The organism is Paenibacillus sp. 01T443, assembly GCF_056398325.1.
In genome coordinates this window covers 1-16294 of the sequence record NZ_JBFTPE010000045.1, presented here as the reverse complement: position 1 = coordinate 16294, position 16294 = coordinate 1, and the positions used below count along the sequence as shown (strand labels likewise).

Sequence of the window (16294 nt, the reverse complement as noted above, 5' to 3'; positions counted from 1 at the left end):
ATCTCGATTAGTACGCAGCATCACGACACCATCCGTTCGTTTTAATTACTATAATTATACTATATTAACGCGGTGTCGTGTTAAATTAATTAAACAAAAAGAAGACTGTCGAGACTTTCTCGACAGCCTGAGGATCAACCAGAAAGAACTGGTTGATCCCATAATACGAACGGGCAGGATAGTTAAAGATCTGTCGAGAATACTGTAGTTAGAAATTGTTCAATAATTGTATAGAAAGAAGACAGTGATAAGCGTTACTCTCCCAAAAAAGAGGTGGAAGCATGGCATTCCAGGATTCCGTTGAAGGTTATATTGAAATACAAACACAAGAAGAGATGGATTGTTTTTTTGATTCTGTCAGTGGATTTCATGATGGTTTAATTAAGGAAGTCCACTTAATAAATGACGCATACATTGATAAGAATTTATCAATGGTTTGCGGCTTTAAGTACAATATGAGAATACTTATTCAACGTCAATGGGAAAAACCATCCGCTGTCGAACTCCTTTTAGGTGATGTAGTCGAAATGAACTTACCTAAATTGAATTACGAAATATATAATTCTTTTGGTTCAATTCATATTTCTAAATCCAATGAAACTCCTGAAATAACGATAAATCTCGATGGCAATGTATTTGTCTGTAGAAAAATGTTATATCGCGATGTCTCCGAATGGATGGGAAGAGAAAGTCGATTTGGTGATGAAATTAAAGTGAACAATTCTTTCCCAGTAGAGAAATTAGAGGATGGTTGGGTACTATGTTCAAACTGTTTTGAAGCGTGGCAACCGATTAATAGGAAAGTGTTAAAATGTCCGAAGTGTTTTTTTGATGCGGAATTACAAATTATTAAACGATAGTTGAATAACACACATGATGAGCAGGCGCTACGGTGGCCTGCTCATTTTATTAAGCTAACGGGCAGGATTGTTCAATAACTTCGCGAATACTTAAAAATTGATAATTTTCGCGAAGTTCGTAAATACACTGTTAACCGAAACTTCCTAGGTCAAGAACATATGGGTAAACCCTCAAAGCCAGAAGCATCTAAGGTCAAGTTCGGATAAGGGCATATGAAGGTCAAGGTTGGATATGGGCATATAAAGGTCAAGAATGGATAAGGGCATAAGAAGATCAAGACATATTCGGTGGGTAACTCTAAGAAGAGGAAGCATCGGCTAACACCGCAATCACGCTTCGGGCTACGCCCTCGAAGTTGAGAAGCCAAGTAGTAGATTCAGCCGGACACATCCGACTCCGTCGGACGTCGAGAATTCAAGAACGTTAGCCGAAAGAAGTTTTTACATGTTTAGGAGGAGTCTATATGATATTAGAAAAAGTTATAAATAGAATTGTAATACAAAGTGAATATAAGGATTTTGTTGATAAGTATATAGATAATATACTTACCGAATTTAAAGGTAAGATTCATAGCATTTATATGTGTGGCTCGATTCCAAAAGGAACTGCTAAACCTTTTAAGTCAGATGCAGACTTTACTATTGTATGTGTAAATCCCAAAGATATTGATTACGAAAGATTGTCAAATATTAAAGACAATCTTTTGGAAGAATATCCAGTAGTAACTAAGATTAATACGATAATTTGCTCGATTGACGATGTATTAAGTAAACCGAATGAGTGGGGTTTTTGGATTAAGATAATTTGTGTTTGCATATATGGTCATGACGTTGGTGAAAGAGTGCCACCGATAATTACTTCTCCAGAGTTCATTTTAGACTTAAATACAGAGACCAAGGAGGAAGTAGATCGTATACATAGTTTACTTTCTAATGCTAGTGATAACACAATGAAAACTAGATATATTAAAGGTTATTCTAAGAGATTAATTCGTGCATTATACTCTTTGGTTTTAGAAGATATAGGTGTATGGCAAGATGACATTATTAAGATGAAAAATGCCATATTAGACTATTGTGAGATTGACTCCGCTTTAGTTGATTATCTGTATGCTTGTTACTTGGATAGTCATGTACCTGTTGAAGAGTTTCTTGGAATTGCAGATGAAGTATATAGCTATTTTGAGAACGTCTTAAATACAATGGCTGCTTCCAGAACTTCCTTCGGCTAACACCATATTGACGCTCGGGGTCACTCTGAGAAGCGAGTGACCACATCCAGCCCCCTAAGCCCGTCGGGACGTCACTGCATTAGGTGTTCGGCAAGCCTCACAACTATAAGCAGCGGCTCTAAGGGGCCAGGACGTCGTCAATACAAAACGTTAGCCGAAATTTCCTAGGTTAAGAACATATGGGTAAACCCTCAAAGCCAGAAGCATCTAAGGTCAAGATCGGATAAGGGCATAAGAAGATCAAGACATATTCGGTGGGTAACTCGAAGAAGAGGAAGCATCGGCTAACACCGCATTCACGCTTCGGGCTATTCGKCCTTCGGTCCTGTTAAGCTAACGGGGAACGATAGTTCAATAAGAAGAGGGCTACCGACATCATTAGTTCGGCAGCCCTCTTTTCATTATCAGTCCCAAACACTTTTCATCACGTATTCATTAAGCTAAAGGGCAGGATTGCTCAATAACATCCTAGAATACTTACCTAATATAGTATTTGATGTTAGGAGGGCGAAAAATGGAATTCATATTTATTCGGCACGGTCATGGCGAACATCTCAACGATTATCCAAATCGGTTGAATACTCTGCATCCTAGTCTTACAGAGTACGGCAAATTTCAAGTAACGCAACTACGAAATGAAATTAAAATTGATCCTGATGATTTAGTTCTTGTAAGTCCAACTAAACGTACAATTGAGACGGCAACTATTATAAAAAACGGTATGGACTTCATCATTTCTCCATTTGTTGGTCCGAGAATGTTTCCTCAGAACCCAGAACTTCCTTTTTTAGCTTGTGATCACATTCTTTCTAAAACTGAAATTACAATTCTGTATGGAGATACTGAAATTCTTGATTTCAATTTGGATTGCTGGAAAGAAGGGATCAATGGGATCGAACAAGATTTTTTTGAAGGATATGCTACGCGGTTATTAGATTGGATCGGGGAAAGCTATAAAAAAATATTCGTTATTTCACATGATGGTACGATAACGAATTACCGGATATTGCTTGGAGAAAAAGGATTAACCAGAAAAGATTTTCTCGGTGAGGCTGGGGTATATCGAATGAATTTGTAGCCTTTTGGTCGCTAAGCTAACGGGGAACGTTAGTTCAATGAAGGACCCTATACAAACGAAAAGTGAGCTGCTGCGGCAGCTCATTTTTACATCTTCACAAAATATAGGTTTTTGTACAGATACACTGCTGAGTGTTAAGCTAACGGGCAGGTTAGCTCAACATCATGGGCGGAAACCGATCTCCTGGTAGATGAACGATTTATCAGAGGAATTGATGAATACGATTGGAATAACTGATTCCTAATCCTTCCAAATGCGTGGTATTCTATTCATATTCCGAGTTTTCATACCTGATTAAGTAAAATAGAAATATTGGGGGCGATAACATGCTTCTATCTGAACGCCTGCCATTGGCGGCAAGTTTGTACCCTGAGGCGCCAGCGCTTTTGAGTCACGGGCAGATAATAAATTATGGGGAACTTCATCGCCTCGCTGAACAGTTCAGTCATGATCTGTATGACGAGGGTCTCCGGCCCGGTGATCGACTTGCTCTTCTCGGGGATCCTAATCCCCAACTTGTTCTAGCGCTTTATGCCGCGGTAGGGATCGGTGTTATCCCGCTTGTGCTGTCCCCTTTGCTCACTGTTACCGAGATCGCGGCCATTCTAGAGGATGCTGAACCGCACATGCTCATCCATGACAATCGTTACTCCGATACCGCTAACTACACGATACAGCTTCTCTCGAATCCACCGAAACTGTTCAGGACGAAAGAAGGTTCGAGTTCTACTTCGCTGAATTCTCCTTTGCGGAAGAAGCTTGAGCCGTCTCCAGTTGGTAATTGCAAGCGAACTGCAGACGATACAGCCGTTCTGATCTATACAGGCGGAACAACAGGCAGACCGAAGGGAGTAATGCATTCGCATAGTGGAATGGCAGCCTGGAACCAATTTACTCCTTCCGCCGGTTTCGGTTATGATATCGGACGTCGTGTACTGGTGCTCAACATATCGCATCTCGTTGGGCAGTTCCAGATGTGGGCGACTATGGCTGCCGGAGGATGTCTGGTTTTTCTGGACGAGTATCCAGCAAACGTGCACCGAATACTGGAGGCCGTGGAACGCGACCGAATTACGCATCTCAGCACTGTCGGCCAGTTGCTTCGCGACCTCACTCGAGAGGCGTCCGCAACCAGCAGGGATATGCGAAGTCTGAAGGTGATCGGTTGCGGAGGGTCCGTCATTGCACCGGAAACCCTGCTGGACGCGATAGCGAAATTCCCGGGAGCATTGATTGTCAATAATTATTCGCAAGCGGAATGCGGAATGTCTATCAGCCGATCATTTCCCATCCAGCATCAAGACGATCCGATTCGCCTTCTATCAGTAGGTCGTCCATCCGATCTAGCGGACCAGGGGGAACAGGCCTTTCATGTTCGGATTATTGGCGGGGACGGTCGGGAGGCAGAAGTAAATGAGCCCGGTGAAATAGTTGTTCTCGGCGCGCAGACTATGATCGGGTATTGGCGCCAACCGGAGGCCTCTAACGAAGCGATGCTTGACGGTTGGGTTCGGACCGGGGACGTTGGCTATTTGGATACCGATGGCTATCTTTATGTATTGGATCGCCTGAAGGATATGGTTATAGTAGGCGGTTCAAACGTGTATTGTGCTGAAGTGGAGCAGGTGATTACAAACCATGAAATGGTTAGTGATGCGGCCGTGATTGGTCTTCCACTTCTCTGTGAAGGTGAGACGCTCGTCGCTTGCGTAATTCTGCGGGATGGCGGTAGCTTGAATCTGGCACAGCTGCAAGCGTTTTGTGAACCAAGTCTCGCACGGCACAAATGGCCATCTCATTTATTCATTTTAGATACTTTGCCTCGAACGGCCGTGGATAAGGTGGACAAAAAGCGGCTGCGTAAGCAACTATCCTTATTTTTATCCGAAGGGTTAAGCTAACGGGTAACGATAGCACAACGGGGCAGGAAAGTTTAACGAAATGAGTGGTGATATTGAGAACGCTCCTTGATTGGTTAAACCGAAAACGAATTATTCGATGCCCTGTGTGTAATAACGAGCTAAACGTTTATGCTTACTGCTCTGATGAATCTTTGATATTGTTGTGTGCATCATGTAAAGAGTATTATTTTAAATCGGTTTCAACCTCTGCCACTGTCAAATATGAAGTGCCTGAAGCTCTCATGAAGGGCAGCACTTGAAATCGTTGGCGTATTTGTTATAATGGCAATAGTTTTTTAGGAGGTGCTTTATTTGATCACCCATTACATGCGTTTACGGTAAAAAGAGGTGCGGTACAGGTTGACTCATCCGTTTTTTTTGAAAGCGGGATCGGGTCTATTTGTGGTGCGCCTTTTTCATTTACCTAAACAAATGAATGAGGTGTTTTTGTGTTGCGTAAAAAGAATAAAAAGCCCGTCGTTGCCGGGAACAGATCCCGCACGAATCCAAATAAAAGCGGAGGCAGCCCTAACTTCTCCGGTCAGCATTTCCTGCATAACAAACGCGCGGTGCGTGATTTGATCGAAACGGCAAAAATTACGAAAAAAGACGTCATCATTGAAATAGGGGCCGGCCTCGGCGCGATCACGCTGCCTTTGGCGGAGAAGGCGAGGATCGTCATCGCTTTTGAGAACGATGCCGCGTATGTTCGAAAATTGATCGGCAAGGTGGAAGGCGAATCTAATATTAAAATTGTTCATGGCGATTTTATGCAGGTATACCTTCCTAGAGAGCCCTTTTGCGTCGTGTCGAATATCCCTTTTTCGATTACGACTCCAATTCTGAGAAAGCTATTGGATGATCCTTCTACCCCGCTGCAGCGGGCCGCCATAATTTTAGAGAAGGGAGCGGCCAAACGGTTTACCTCTTCAGTCGTGACGAATCCGCAGCTATTAAGCTGGAGGATGAGGTATGACATGGAACTGGTGCAGACACTCCCCCCGGGTTATTTTTCGCCGCCTCCGAAGGTGGAATGCTGCATATTATCGATATGGAGAAAGGCATGCCCTGAAGTTCCATGCCGCTATGGCGCTTTGTTTACGGGTCTTGCTGAATGGGGGCTAAGAAATCCGAAGTTACCTTTCGGCGGAGCGTTCAGTACCGTCTTTACCCCCCCGCAATTGAAACATTTGGCGTCGAGCCTTGGGATCGACCGGGATAAGCCGGTTTACGCATTAAACGAACGCGAATGGGGCGTTATTTTCCAAACAATGCTGGACCATGTCCCTTCCTATCGGTGGCCGAAAACTTCGCATAGCCAAAAACGGAAGCGAAACTAAGTTTCGTTGCTCAAAAAACGCTCAATGCTGGAGGCCACTTAAGAACTTGTAGATCGATAGTTTTACAAAAAAAAGGAGCAGTTGTTCCAGCTGTGGCAGCTGCTCCGTTTCCATTCAACTAACGGGTAACGATAGGTCAACAAACAAGGAGCGGTTTGCTGCGGCAGCTGCTCTTTTTTAGCTAACGGGCAGTTTAATACAAAACACTCATGAAACTCATGAAGGGATAGGAACGAATTTCGGCGAATATCAATCACAGGAGATTATTAAAAATTGGGTTAATTTTTAAGTAGAAGAGGGAGAAATCATCCTTGACTAAGGGAAGTGGAATATGCCAGTTATTTTCCTATCGGTTGATTTGCAAAACGACTTTGCTACTGAAGGCGGTGCACAGTATCAACCACGTCCATGCGTGCCATTCATCCAGAATACATTACTACCGTTTGTACGCGACCAAAAGTGCTCAATTATTGAGATTATCTCTGACTATCGTATAAGCCAAGATGGGGAGGGTACTTCCATCTGTATTCCAGGTATGTGGGGTTTTGAATCCATCATCCCCTCCGACATTAAGCACCGGTCTGTGTGGGTGAAGTCCGAGCCGTCACCAACATGGACTCGTGAAGGTGGCGGCAAAGTGGATTCTGTGCCAGGAGTTCCATTCCCATCGCCGGATAGCTTCAACAGGTGGTTGGACGATACAATCGGACCGCCAAGCTCCGAACTGGAGCTCGTTTTGATAGGGCTGGTGCTCGAAGTCTGCGTTCTAAGCACACTTCAAGAACTCAAATATCGCGGTTATCGTGCCAAGGTACTATTCGAAGGTGTCGACACGTATTCCGGCAATTTGGGACACAAAAAGGGGCTATTTGAGACTCTCTTCCCATTTTGGGGCGAGCCAATATACTGGGAGGAGTTGCAAAGAAAAAATAAGTAATTGAGCTAACGGGTAACGATAGTTGAACAAATATGGAGCAGTTTGCGGAGGCAGCTGCACCTTTCTTCGTTAAGCTAACGGGCAGAAGAATTTAACAAGGATTTAGAGGCTGTTTTTAATAACCATTTTGATACAATAAAGTGACAAGGAAAGGTGGGGATTCAAATTAGTACTTCTGAAATTCAACTCACTTATGATAAATTGTGGAGTCAAGCCCTTCAATCAATTCAGACTAACTCAGTGAGGATCGATTCCAATCTTTTGAGTAAGACTGTTGATTTAAGAAGAGGCTTAACGTTGATTTGCCGTCCGTCACGCTACGTGCAGGATGCGGTAATGAATTTTTTGAAAGAAGCTAACCAGATTGAGTCTAACCAGTATTACTATAAACCTAACGAACTCCACACGACAGTGCTAGCGATCATTACAAATAATGCCGAGTTTAAGCTAAGTGAAATTGACATTGCTTCTTATGTTGAGGTTCTTGCCCAGTCAATTGTATCTATTCCTTCGTTCAATATCAGTTATCGCGGAATAACTGCATCGCCTGATTGCGTAATGATTCAAGGATTTCCTCAGGGATCAACTTTGGAAGAATTACGACAAAAAATCAGAGATAATTTTAAGAAATCTGGTGTTAAGAGCACCTTGGACGAACGATATAAGACACACACGGCTCATATGACATGTCTCCGTTTTCAAAATCCTATCCTGAAGAATTCTGATGAATTCCTTCGATTTCTAAAGAAAAATAGAGATTTTGACTTTGGAACAAGTGAACTCATCGACTTGGAGTTTGTGGTAAATGATTGGTACATGAGTGAAGAGAATGTTGAAGTATTGCATCGATTTCCCCTCAATAATCACTGAGTGGTTTATTGAACTAACGGGTAACGATAGTTCAACCCAAGAAGGGCTGCCATATGGCAGCCCTTTGCTACGCTAAAGGTCAGTTATGATCAACAGAACTAAAAAACAGGAAAAAATCAAAGATCATATTTCTCTTTATGGAAGGATATTACATGAGTATAATTAGAATATGACTTATCTTTATTAACTATCAACATGATCGTTATGAGGTGTTCGATTGTTGGAGCAGGTAATACTTGTATCTTTGTTTACTTTTATTATTCATCTTTCCGAGACGCTTACATATTCTCTTCGATTAGCAGGTGTTCGTTTAGGGAAATTGGCGGTTGCCTTGTCCTTATCGGGGATAATACTGCTCATTTCAAGAACAGCTAATATGGTACAGGCCCCACTTACCGGAAAAATTATAGACTTCTCCAAACATAATGTAGATTATTATATAATTGATCAGTTTCGGATTATTATCGGTGCCGCTACAGTAGGGACATTTACAGCTTTATTACTGTTCCCATCCGCAGTTTTTCTTTCATCGAGGGTAATTTCCCATTTTGAAGTTGCAGGGTCCATACCTCAAATGGTCCGTTCTTCTGTTTCCTTTCAAAAGATAAATAATGTACGATATCATTTGCGCTTACCACAATTATCGATGCTATCGCGCTTGAGGATCGGAGGCATACCCAAAAGGCTAGTGGTTCTTAACTGTTTGGTGACCGCAATTTACACAATCGGTGTGTTAGCTGCACTACTGGCTTCAACATTAACAACAGAATACTCGATTGCCGCATCACAATCTTCTGGTCTAATAAATGGAATGGCGACAATTTTACTTACCATACTCATTGATCCGCAAATTGGTTTAATTACTGATAAAGTCCTGAGAGGAGAAAAAGAGGTCGCTACACTAAATAAGGTTTTTGGTTTATTAATGATGTCGCGATTACTTGGAACTGTTCTTGCACAGGTATTACTGGTGCCGGCTGCTTATTGGATTAATTGGATGGTTGCGGTTCTTTAATGCACTCAAATGAAATGCTGAAGAGATATACAGTTCATTAAGCTAACGGGCAGATTAGCGCAATAAGTGTTGGAGGGAAATGTTTGAATTAAAGCGAATAAAACATAGATAAAATCTATTCTGGGAAGGTGAAAAATTGAAGGAGATTCAGACAACTACTAATAATCATTTTGATTCTTTGATAACCAATGTAAAACAAACACAGAATCGGGTAGGTTCTTCGGCCGCCGCGCTTGTCATAATCCAAGGTCAAGAAATCGTAACTGAGTGGTACGACGGTTATCATCACCACAAAAAAGGAGCTCAAAAAGTGACAAACCGTTCTTTATTCAATATTTATTCTACTAGAAAAACATACATAGGATTAGCAACGGCAATTGCAATTATAGACGCAGGAATTGAGATTGACACTTTAGTTAGCGACTTGCTTGAGGATTTTCCAAAGGAGTATTTAGGGGGGATTTCCCTTCGTGATTTATCGACAAAGACGGGAGCAAAGTATTTTGGTCCTCAACAAATCGAGCGTGAAGAATTGGCAGCTAAAAGTAATTGAAAAAATAACAAGCTCTACTATCAATCAATTGATAACAGAAAAAGTTTTACATCCTATGCAGATGACAGGTACGGAATGGATAGCTAAACCAAAGGAGAATTTAGTCTGTGACTTTCAGGCTGCAGATGGTTATGCTTCCGTGAGAATAGAATCGGATGAAGGCCATGAACGTAACCTTTATTGCAGTGCAATTGACCTGGCTGTTTGGGGTCAATTACACCTAAATAAAGGATATTTAGATGGGAAGCAAATTTTGAAAAATAAAATATTTGAGTTAATTGAAACTGTGAAAAATGGTGAAACAGACAAACGAATATTCGGTTGGTATTTTCAAGATGATTTGTACTATGCCACGGGGGCAACTGGCTGTCATTGTGTTGTTCTGCCTAAGTACAATGCGGTTGGCGTTAGAATGTTGAACAGATATACAGATGATTATAAAAATGACCAGATAACATTTAACAATTTATTGCTCGATTGCATTAAAAAGAACGTATAACATACAGCAATTGTTCTACTAAGGAGACACGATAGTTCCAYCCCTGAAGGGCTGCCACATGGCAGCCCTTCGCTACGCTAACKGGMAGTATAGGGCAATAACAACAATTTTAATTCAATTTTAGAGGAAAGAGGAGCAGAATAAAGAAGAAGTATTCGTTAAGGCTACCAAATAAACGGGATAAAGGGAGCTAATAATGGAGACTGTCATTATAAATCAAAGTAAAACTTTTACACTGTTCGGCGTTTCTAAACTTCATGATCAAAAAAAAGCGTATAGTGAAACGATTTTCGAATTGCTGGATCAGGTTTGGAAGGAAGTAAAAAACAAAGAACTCTCTCATACAGGAATAAATTATGTAGTTTATGATATTGATCACATTATATTTGCTGGGATCGAGCTGATCTCTCCGCCTAAAAGAGATTCATTATTGGTAACGAGGGATGTTATTTTTCAAAAATATGCTTATTGTAAGCACATCGGACCATATAGTGAATTAGACAAAACTTATAGGAGCATACAATCGACTATAAAAGCTCTAGGAGAACACCATGAGGCTCCGATATTGGAGGTATACGGACATTGGAATGAGGATGAATCAAAGCTTGAAACGGAGATTCTCTATAATCTCAAGTAAGTTATTCTACATTCGATTTTCAATACGTGATTAAGCTAACGGGTAACGATAGTTGATTAACACACATGATGAGCAGGTGCTACGGTGGCCAGCTCACTTTATTAAGCTAACGGGCAGTATAGCTTAACCAACACCCGGATGTTGCTATCGAATGGAACGGTAGCCTGGCTGAACTAATTGTCGCTAACCCCAAGGGAGCCTGTCGGCTCTCTTTTTCGTTACTCCAGTCCCGTACGATGAGATAAGTATTGTATTGGTACTTTGCTTTTCCCTCTATCCAATCTCGTGACTGCAAGCTGAGTGGAAATGTCGACTCTCAACAGACGCGACATGCTGCTTTATTTATAGGTCTAAAGTAATTGGATAAAGTTTCCGATAGTTAAATATATCCGTATTAAGGGAGATGTTACTTTTGAAGAGAGACAAATTAAAAGGTTTGGTGGCGGGAATGCTTATCGGTTCATTAGTATCGGGTACAGCGGTTTTCGCAGCAAGTGGTTCGATGATTGAGGTTTTTTACAACGTGAAATCTATCAAAATTAATAAGGTAATCAAAACACCAAATGAACAGCCCTTCTTTTACAAAGGAACTACTTTTGTTCCATTACGTTTTGTTGCTGAAGCTCTAGGTGAATCGGTGAAATGGGATTCAACTACCCAGACCATATTTATTGGTGATACAGGAGAAGAGACAGGAGAAGAGACAGCTGTTTATCCTGGTAAGGGTATTGAATTTATGAATTATCAGTCAGGCTTTGGTTTAAATACGATGAATTATGAATACGATCTTAAAACACCTGTTAAGGACAATGTAGGAAATGAATATAGTAACTACTTAAAAATGGGAGTTTTTTCTACTATTACTCCAAAAGACTCTTGGAATAAAATTGAGTTTCCTTTAAAGGGCAATTATAAATCTTTCAAGGCAAAAGTTGGAATTACTGATGCTAGTAAGAATACTGTAGAAGAATTGACATTAACAGTGTATTTGGATAATGCTAAAGTATTAGAAAAGAAGCTTGTTGCAGGTGATTTCCCAGATGATCTTAATATCGATGTAAAAAACGTACAAAAAATATCTTTCCAATTAAATGGAACAACAAATGCAATTTCCGAAGTGTCTGAAATTGGATTGTTTGATGCAAGATTTATTAAATAGTTATTTTTGAGAGCCAAATTGATGGCTCTCTTTTTTGCGTCGATCACATAGTTCTATTTTTCACGTCATTAAACTAATGGGCCGGGCATTAGCATTAGCGTTATCACATATAGATATAATTGTTGGAGGTGGGGTATTGAAGAAAGTGGCATGGTACATAAGCGCAGTAATTGTAGTATTTATTTCTTGGTTTGCCTTCTCGTTATTACCTTCCGTTGATGACGAATGGTGGTCAATTTATAAGTTCGAGCAGATTGGTTTAGATGTTACCATTGCTAAGATATCATGGTTAAAAATTGTGTTATTTGTAATTGTTAGTGTCGTTTTAGGATTTGTTGGCCTCAAAAATCATAAACAATAAAATTGGACAAGAAATCCGTTCAACTAACGGGTAACGATAGTTGAATAATAATGGATGAGCAGGCGCTGCGGTGGCCTGCTCATTTTTTATAAACTAACGGGCAGGATAGTTTAATCATTTTCGCGAATAACTTCAATTAGTGGGTTCATAAATATGTCCGTATCTCGGATCAAATTTGAAGGAGGAACAAATAAGCCGTATGGCTTCTTCTTTATAAATAACTTGTTGGGCTCAAACAAAGGAATCAATACATTTTTATTGTAAAACGATAAATGAAGTGATAAAATCAAAAATGAGGTGAAATAGATGAAAAAAGAGACGCTCTTTTTAAAAGTTGTTCTGGTTGTTATGGCAATTCCTGCATTAGTGATGTGTTTTTATGGACTCCCAGCGATGGCGCATAATATGATGCCGGATTTCCCGGATATTAAAGTTTATCTTTCCGCTTTGGCTGCGTATGTGGCGTCTATTGCGTATTCATTAACGCTACTTCAGGCATTTAAGCTTCTCAGGTACATCGATACAAATACCGCTTTTTCGCAAACCTCTGTTTTAGCGCTTAAGAAAATAAAGCGAGCGGCGGTTGTCGTATCACTCATGTTTGCATGTAATCTCCCGCTTTTCTACTTTGTAGCTGACGGCGCAGACGCACCAGGCGTCATGGTCATCGGGCTATTTATAATCTGTGCGCCAGTCGTAATCGCAGTATTTGCCGCAGTTCTTGAGAAACTGCTCAAAAACGCGATCGAGCTCAAAGAAGAACAGGAGTTGACCGTATGATAGTGGTTAACATTGACGTCATGCTTGCAAAGCGGAAAATGAGCGTTACTGAGCTATCGGAGAAAGTCGGCATTACAATGGCGAACCTGTCGATACTTAAAAACGGAAAAGCGAAAGCCATTCGAATCTCAACACTCGAAGCGATCTGCAAAGCACTCGATTGCCAGCCTGGAGATATTCTCGAGTATCGGCAGGATTGAATAAAATAAAAAAACCCGCCGTACGTCGCAGATGTAAGTAATGATGAAGAGTTCGAAAGCTATATCAATCCTAACGACTACATAGCCTTCGCCTTTGAGGCTAACGGCAATATGACACTATACTATAAGAATAACTCATCAATAATAATGCTTGCTCATGACCATTGTTTTGAGCACATTACACCCCTTGATGGTTATCCAGAATATACAATATACAGAATTAATGATTGTCCAAACTTGTTGCTTGGGTTGAAGAAGTTGCTAAGCAAGAACTAAGTAGATTGATAACACAATGAATGATTAAGCTAACGGACAGTTTAACGTAACAAATCCTTCTAATTACTCGTATATAAAGGGACCATGCTTTTATTTTGCGGAGGAGGTAATAAATGAAGAATCAATTAAAAAGTAAAGTTATTGTTATTTTAATAATAATATCTTGTTGTATACTCTTACTTTTATTTTGGTGGTTATATAATATGGTGCTGAATACTCCAAATCCAATGGATCCGTGAACGATAGTTTAATTAAAGGGGTCGCGCCAACATTTTAACGAAAATATACGCTAAGCCTTCGAACGTGATCAGCTTGGCGCTGCGGAAATAATCGTACGAAGTCGCGCTAATTTTGAGTTCAAATACACATAGGTGGTGAAATATTTTTGAGGAAACCTTGGAAAGTCGCGGTATTCGGAATTATTGGAATCGTTGTTCTTATCGTAATATTCGCTGCTTCCTATATCAATAATATTGGATTCCATAACATTAAGCTCATGTACACGTTAGGTACAACGGATAAACAAATAGTCTTGATGGACGAGAAGGGGAATTATTTAGCGGAGGATCGTTCCGTTGGGCTTCTTCTTAAAGAACGAATGAGTAGCAAGGGCTGGACCTATGTCAGGCAAGAAGGCGCTAATTATTTTTTTAAAAAGGGAAATGAATCAACCATCGTTACCGTGCAGCAATGGAATCATAACTATGTCATTTATCACGTTAAAAACAACGTCGTCAATATAGCGGACTAGTACCTAATTATGTTGTACTTGTATGATAAACAAAACCCTACCATTGATTCACATGGTAGGGTTTTGTTTATTTAATTAACTGCTTTATCAATTTCATATCCATACACTTTGAAACCAGCATTATACCAATTGCTAAGAGCTGTTGCATAGGTATCAGTAGAGTGGTATGTGAGAGTCTTATGGGCACTAGTACTGCCTGTGTTTACAGTGATAAGAGCTGTATGATCTGGATTACCGTTTTGCCCCGCGTCGTAGCTTACTGCATCTCCGGTTTGCAAGTCCGCGGCAGAAGCGGCTACACCGGCTCGTGTTTTCCAGTGTCTATAGAAGTTGGTGGCTCCACCCCACGTATACGATGGGACAAGCCCACCGAAATGCCAAGACGTATCGCTCGTATAGGTAGCGCCGTACTTAAATTTCATTCCACCTGTGTATAATGCTTGTGAAACGAAATTTGCACAGTCACTCCAACATTCATCCTCTGGTTCACACGCCGGAACATTCTTTTCAGCGTAGTATGTTGAGTAAACAGGGTTTCTCGTATCCCACCAATCCCAGGCATAGTCACGGGCTGCAATGTTATTATATCCATTAGGAAATACTGTCTGAATAGACATGGCCCTCGTACTCTCTTCCGACGAAGTAGCAACCCTAGTGTCTGCTGTTGACGGTTCATTTAAGTCGATTGGTAGAAGGCTGAGTACTTCCGCTGTTTCTTCATCGGAAAGCTTTACTTCTTGGGCTATTTTCTTTTCGTACTTGGCAAGCTTTTCATTTACTGAATAATTCTCATATAAATCCATGAATTTAACAAGGGAAACGATTTTTTTCATGTCTTCCTCACTGAATGCATCAAAAGCTGATCCTAAAGACATTACATAATTTTGATATCCAATATCGTCAAAATCCTCCTTGATTTTTTTACCTGTATCAAGCAAATACTGTTGAGCAACAAGTTTAATTGCCTCCTTATGCTCGGTAAGAGCCTTTACTTTTTCTTTTTCGGAATTGTCGGGAAGTGTTTTGTAGAATCGAATGTCACTGGCTTTTAACACTTTCCGCTTTATCGGTTGATGGTTGGGACTCTGCCGACACACTGCCTATAGAACTTAAGCTTAAAGCAAGCGTATTATCTAACGGATATATACGGCTTTGAGCAAAGAAAGGTTGCTAGTTTTCTTTCTAAAATAAAATTTATCTCGGTTACTCTACTAATAAAATTAATTAAGATCATTGAGAAAAGGGGTTTTGAAATTTCTCGAAATGTCCTTAGCGTATATTTCTGTTAAAATGTTGGCGCTACCCCTTAAACTAACTTATTAAGCTACGGGACACGGTAGCTCAATAAAAAATTGAAGGCTACCGATTCGGCAGCCTTCATTACGCTCCCTCGAAATGATTCAGTTTCCTCACTCAGACTCATGAATTCGCAGGATTTTATCCTATAGTAAGTGAGAAGAAGAGGATATAGGGCGATCAGGTATCTGAGAGATGACGAAATGAGCATGCAGAAATAAAGGTGAATACTCATCACCCATATTGTTCCATATACGCACGTCTCCACTTTACCCTAGTGATTCTCGCTCCCATGTCTCAACGGGTCATAGCCCTTTCATTCCTTCGTCACATCTAACTACGGGGTGGAGGTCGGTCTTTCTAACGGAACGGGTCCGAGCCCTTTTGCGTAACATCTCCCGATACTCCGTGCTTCTTTTGTCATCCTGCGAATGCTTGAGCTGGTAAGGATCGTCTGATCTTATGCTGCAAGTGGGGGGAATACTTTGGTTGAATCGTAAGCCTCGCAGCTTTTTGCCAGTCCGACTAGCAGGCCAGTCCGACTAGCAG

General features: G+C 40.8%; 17 protein-coding genes. 16 read left to right on the top strand and 1 reads right to left on the bottom strand.

The window, feature by feature from the left end; translation table 11 throughout:
- Positions 1 to 281: 281 nt before the first annotated feature.
- From AC1DLI_RS33655 to AC1DLI_RS33580, 16 genes are all read left to right on the top strand, one after another.
- The gene (locus AC1DLI_RS33655) at positions 282 to 860 is read left to right on the top strand and encodes a hypothetical protein (protein WP_477609974.1); all 579 of its coding nucleotides are present in this window, start codon (positions 282 to 284) and stop codon (positions 858 to 860) included.
- Positions 861 to 1324: 464 nt separating this feature from the next.
- Positions 1325 to 2092 carry a nucleotidyltransferase domain-containing protein gene (locus AC1DLI_RS33650; protein WP_477609972.1) on the top strand — a complete coding sequence of 256 codons (768 nt, stop codon included), beginning with the start codon at positions 1325 to 1327 and terminating at the stop codon, positions 2090 to 2092.
- Between the two features lie 514 nt (positions 2093 to 2606).
- On the top strand, positions 2607 to 3170 hold the full coding sequence (locus tag AC1DLI_RS33645; protein WP_477609970.1) for a phosphoglycerate mutase family protein: 564 nt from the start codon (positions 2607 to 2609) through the stop codon (positions 3168 to 3170).
- A gap of 326 nt (positions 3171 to 3496) precedes the next feature.
- Entirely contained in the window at positions 3497 to 5071 is a 1575-nt protein-coding gene (locus AC1DLI_RS33640; protein WP_477609968.1) for a class I adenylate-forming enzyme family protein, read from the top strand.
- 452 nt (positions 5072 to 5523) lie between these two features.
- On the top strand, positions 5524 to 6411 hold the full coding sequence (gene erm, locus AC1DLI_RS33635) for a 23S ribosomal RNA methyltransferase Erm (RefSeq protein ID WP_477609966.1): 888 nt from the start codon (positions 5524 to 5526) through the stop codon (positions 6409 to 6411).
- Positions 6412 to 6742: 331 nt separating this feature from the next.
- Positions 6743 to 7348: a hypothetical protein gene (locus AC1DLI_RS33630; RefSeq protein ID WP_477609964.1), complete on the top strand. Its 606-nt coding sequence runs from the start codon at positions 6743 to 6745 to the stop codon at positions 7346 to 7348.
- A gap of 153 nt (positions 7349 to 7501) precedes the next feature.
- On the top strand, positions 7502 to 8218 hold the full coding sequence (locus tag AC1DLI_RS33625) for a 2'-5' RNA ligase family protein (RefSeq protein ID WP_477609962.1): 717 nt from the start codon (positions 7502 to 7504) through the stop codon (positions 8216 to 8218).
- Between the two features lie 217 nt (positions 8219 to 8435).
- A complete protein-coding gene (locus tag AC1DLI_RS33620) occupies positions 8436 to 9233 on the top strand; it encodes a lipid II flippase Amj family protein (protein ID WP_477609960.1) in 798 nt (265 codons plus the stop codon).
- Positions 9234 to 9369: 136 nt separating this feature from the next.
- Positions 9370 to 9786 (top strand): serine hydrolase domain-containing protein, encoded by a 417-nt coding sequence (locus AC1DLI_RS33615; RefSeq protein WP_477609958.1) that lies wholly within the window; start codon positions 9370 to 9372, stop codon positions 9784 to 9786.
- The gene (locus tag AC1DLI_RS33610; protein WP_477609956.1) at positions 9704 to 10285 is read left to right on the top strand and encodes a serine hydrolase; all 582 of its coding nucleotides are present in this window, start codon (positions 9704 to 9706) and stop codon (positions 10283 to 10285) included. Before AC1DLI_RS33615 ends, AC1DLI_RS33610 begins: the two co-directional genes overlap by 83 nt.
- 196 nt (positions 10286 to 10481) lie before the next feature.
- Positions 10482 to 10922, top strand: a complete 441-nt coding sequence (locus AC1DLI_RS33605) for a GyrI-like domain-containing protein (RefSeq protein WP_477609954.1) — start codon at positions 10482 to 10484, stop codon at positions 10920 to 10922.
- A 412-nt stretch (positions 10923 to 11334) separates the two neighbouring features.
- Positions 11335 to 12081, top strand: coding sequence for a stalk domain-containing protein (locus AC1DLI_RS33600; protein ID WP_477609952.1), 747 nt, complete (start codon positions 11335 to 11337; stop codon positions 12079 to 12081).
- A gap of 136 nt (positions 12082 to 12217) precedes the next feature.
- Positions 12218 to 12442, top strand: coding sequence for a hypothetical protein (locus AC1DLI_RS33595; RefSeq protein ID WP_477609950.1), 225 nt, complete (start codon positions 12218 to 12220; stop codon positions 12440 to 12442).
- Between the two features lie 306 nt (positions 12443 to 12748).
- On the top strand, positions 12749 to 13222 hold the full coding sequence (locus AC1DLI_RS33590; RefSeq protein ID WP_477609948.1) for a DUF2975 domain-containing protein: 474 nt from the start codon (positions 12749 to 12751) through the stop codon (positions 13220 to 13222).
- Entirely contained in the window at positions 13219 to 13422 is a 204-nt protein-coding gene (locus AC1DLI_RS33585; protein ID WP_113035934.1) for a helix-turn-helix domain-containing protein, read from the top strand. Before AC1DLI_RS33590 ends, AC1DLI_RS33585 begins: the two co-directional genes overlap by 4 nt.
- Before the next feature lie 661 nt (positions 13423 to 14083).
- Positions 14084 to 14449: a hypothetical protein gene (locus AC1DLI_RS33580; protein ID WP_477609946.1), complete on the top strand. Its 366-nt coding sequence runs from the start codon at positions 14084 to 14086 to the stop codon at positions 14447 to 14449.
- A 71-nt stretch (positions 14450 to 14520) separates the two neighbouring features.
- On the opposite strand, the gene AC1DLI_RS33575 is transcribed toward AC1DLI_RS33580, so the two are convergent.
- Entirely contained in the window at positions 14521 to 15504 is a 984-nt protein-coding gene (locus tag AC1DLI_RS33575; RefSeq protein WP_477609944.1) for an amidase domain-containing protein, read from the bottom strand.
- Positions 15505 to 16294: the final 790 nt, after the last annotated feature.

What these genes read in the sequence shown, in the direction of transcription:
- AC1DLI_RS33640 (WP_477609968.1), top strand. Translation starts at nt 3,497, where the DNA reads ATGCTTCTATCTGAACGCCTGCCATTGGCGGCAAGTTTGTACCCTGAG.
- AC1DLI_RS33590 (WP_477609948.1), top strand. Translation starts at nt 12,749, where the DNA reads ATGAAAAAAGAGACGCTCTTTTTAAAAGTTGTTCTGGTTGTTATGGCA.
- AC1DLI_RS33645 (WP_477609970.1), top strand. Translation starts at nt 2,607, where the DNA reads ATGGAATTCATATTTATTCGGCACGGTCATGGCGAACATCTCAACGAT.
- AC1DLI_RS33630 (WP_477609964.1), top strand. Translation starts at nt 6,743, where the DNA reads ATGCCAGTTATTTTCCTATCGGTTGATTTGCAAAACGACTTTGCTACT.
- AC1DLI_RS33585 (WP_113035934.1), top strand. Translation starts at nt 13,219, where the DNA reads ATGATAGTGGTTAACATTGACGTCATGCTTGCAAAGCGGAAAATGAGC.
- AC1DLI_RS33605 (WP_477609954.1), top strand. Translation starts at nt 10,482, where the DNA reads ATGGAGACTGTCATTATAAATCAAAGTAAAACTTTTACACTGTTCGGC.
- AC1DLI_RS33650 (WP_477609972.1), top strand. Translation starts at nt 1,325, where the DNA reads ATGATATTAGAAAAAGTTATAAATAGAATTGTAATACAAAGTGAATAT.
- AC1DLI_RS33655 (WP_477609974.1), top strand. Translation starts at nt 282, where the DNA reads ATGGCATTCCAGGATTCCGTTGAAGGTTATATTGAAATACAAACACAA.